Below are 2348 nucleotides of genomic sequence, written 5' to 3'. Positions count from 1 at the left end.
TACGTTGTCGGCAGCGGGCCAAAAAGGAATACGTCCATGCCCATCGAGGTGAAACCGGCTGTGAGCGCGGGTTCAAGCATATAGCCCGACAGGCGCGTATCCTTGCCGATCACGACACGATGGCGGTGGTCACCGCGACGAAAGACACGGCCAGCCGCCATGCCGACGCGCAAGGCGGTTTCCGCCGTCATCGCGCCTTCGTTGGCTTTGCCACGAATACCGTCTGTGCCGAAATATTTGCGCACCATAAGGTCGATTATCCTGTCGTCGGGTCGCCCTCAAAGGGGACATGCCTGCTGAACCGCGAATATAGAGAAATATCCCGAATGTGCAGTTAACGAATTCTTGCGGTTTCTTTCAGCGCCGCCAATACCGCCAGCCCGTCGCGCAAGGGGCGCGGCTCGTGTGTGCGGATGAAGTCAGCTCCACCTGCGGCGGCGGCAAGCTCTGCAGCGAGTGTCGCGGCCCCGACATCCCCCGGACCACGGCCTGTGAGCGCGCGCAGAAAGGATTTGCGCGAAACAGACAGAAGCACCGGCAAATCGAAGCGCAGCCGCAATTCATCGAACCGCGCCAGCACCGAGAGCGAGGTTTCGGGAGCAGCCCCCAGAAAAAACCCCATGCCGGGATCAAGGACAAGGCGGTTGCGTTTGATACCGGCACCCGTCAGCGCCGCGATGCGCGCGTCAAAGAACGCCGCAATGTGATCCATGATGTCGCCAGCGGGTGCCTCGCGCCGATCTGCCTGCCCGTCTTGCACCGAATGCATAACGACGAGTTTGGCAGATGATTTCGCCAATTGCGGATAGAACGCAGCGTCTGGAAAACCGCGAATATCATTGAGATAGGCCACACCACGCGACAAGGCATAGGCTTGCGTCGCGGGTTGATAACTGTCGAGCGAGACGGGAATGCCATCTGCCTTGAGCGCGTCCAGCACCGGCGCGATACGCGCGATTTCTGTGTCGGACGAAACAGGCGCGGCGTCGGGATTGCTGGATGCCGGACCGAGGTCGATCACATCTGCCCCCTCGGCCATCAGCTTACGCGCCTGCGCAATGGCTGCGTCTGGCGCCAGATACCGGCCTCCATCGGAGAAACTGTCCGAGGTTATGTTGACGATGCCGAAAATGATGAGCGATTTATTCATGGGGGCTTCTATAATAATCTCTGTACACGACAAAAATAGATAACTCATTGAAATAATGTCACAATAATTGTTTTCTAACGACGAATACTATGACACATCTCAATGAGTTATATCTTATCTTAAACAAATCTCTAAAATGGAACAAGTCACATTTAAAGTGCTTTGCGCTCATCATGCTTGTGATTATTTTAAAGCAAACATGTAATCTTTCTTCTGCATCTAAAGCCTTGCCCATCAAGTGTTTACCACAATCATTTTATCGACGTATGCAGCGCTTCTTTGCAGGTCAGTATTTTGATTATCGTCAAATTTCTCAGTTGATTTTCAATATGTTTTCATTCGACCAAGTGCAACTGACTTTAGATAGAACCAATTGGAAATGGGGAAAACGAAATATTAATATCCTGATGCTCGCAATCGTTTATCGTGGAATAGCGATACCTATCCTTTGGACATTGCTTAATAAACGTGGAAATTCAGATACGAAAGAGCGTATTGCTTTGATTCAACGCTTTATAGCCATTTTTGGTAAAGACCGTATTGTGAATGTGTTCGCAGACAGAGAGTTTATCGGTGAGCAGTGGTTTACATGGTTAATTGAACAAGACATCAACTTCTGCATTCGTGTTAAAAAAACTTCATTGTCACCAATCATTTAGGAAAGAATCATAAAATTAGTGATTTATTTCGCCATCTTAAAGTTGGTCAAATTGAATGTCGTAAACGACGGATTTTGGTTGGTCGGGTGAAACTATATATAAGTGCACTACAGTTAGAAAATGGAGAGCTTTTACTCGTCGTTTCTCCTCAGTTTAATGCCAATGCTATTCAGGATTATGCATTACGCTGGGAAATTGAAACCTTATTCAGTTGTCTCAAAGGACGCGGGTTTAATCTTGAAAATACGCGCTTGACAGACCCTAGACGAGTGAAAAAATTGATTGCGGTGTTAGCTATAAGCTTCTGTTGGTGTTACTTAACGGGTGAATGGCAACATAATCAAAAAAAAGCGATAAAAATAAAGAAGCATGGACGACTCTCAATGAGTTTATTTCGCTATGGTTTAGACTATGTTCAAATGGCGATTCAGCGTTTAATTGGTTTTGGGAAAAAAGAAGAGTTTAAGGAAATTTTGGCAATTTTAAGAAAGCAGAATCCTGATAGGATAAGGGTTCTGTGAAATTTGTCGTGTACAGAG

At 47.7% G+C, this 2348-nt stretch carries 2 protein-coding genes and 1 pseudogene; 1 reads left to right on the top strand and 2 read right to left on the bottom strand.

All coding sequences use genetic code 11. From position 1 onward, the window contains the following. Both glmM and sul2 read right to left on the bottom strand, forming a co-directional pair. Positions 1-248 (bottom strand): annotated as a pseudogene (gene glmM, locus HX005_RS19450) (phosphoglucosamine mutase); the annotation flags it as partial. An 86-nt stretch (positions 249-334) separates the two neighbouring features. After that, entirely contained in the window at positions 335-1150 is an 816-nt protein-coding gene (sul2, locus tag HX005_RS19445; RefSeq protein WP_001043260.1) for a sulfonamide-resistant dihydropteroate synthase Sul2, read from the bottom strand. Positions 1151-1239: 89 nt separating this feature from the next. Here sul2 and HX005_RS19440 point away from each other — a divergent pair. Then, positions 1240-2330 (top strand): IS4-like element ISAba1 family transposase gene (locus HX005_RS19440; protein ID WP_085940648.1). Its coding sequence is split into 2 segments (ribosomal slippage): positions 1240-1780 and positions 1780-2330, totalling 1092 coding nucleotides; the frame shifts between segments, so codons are not numbered across the junction. Positions 2331-2348 lie beyond the last annotated feature (18 nt).

The organism is Acinetobacter sp. R933-2 (assembly GCF_030325485.1).
Lineage (GTDB): Bacteria > Pseudomonadota > Gammaproteobacteria > Pseudomonadales > Moraxellaceae > Acinetobacter > Acinetobacter sichuanensis.
This window is presented reverse-complemented; position numbering and strand designations above follow the sequence as displayed.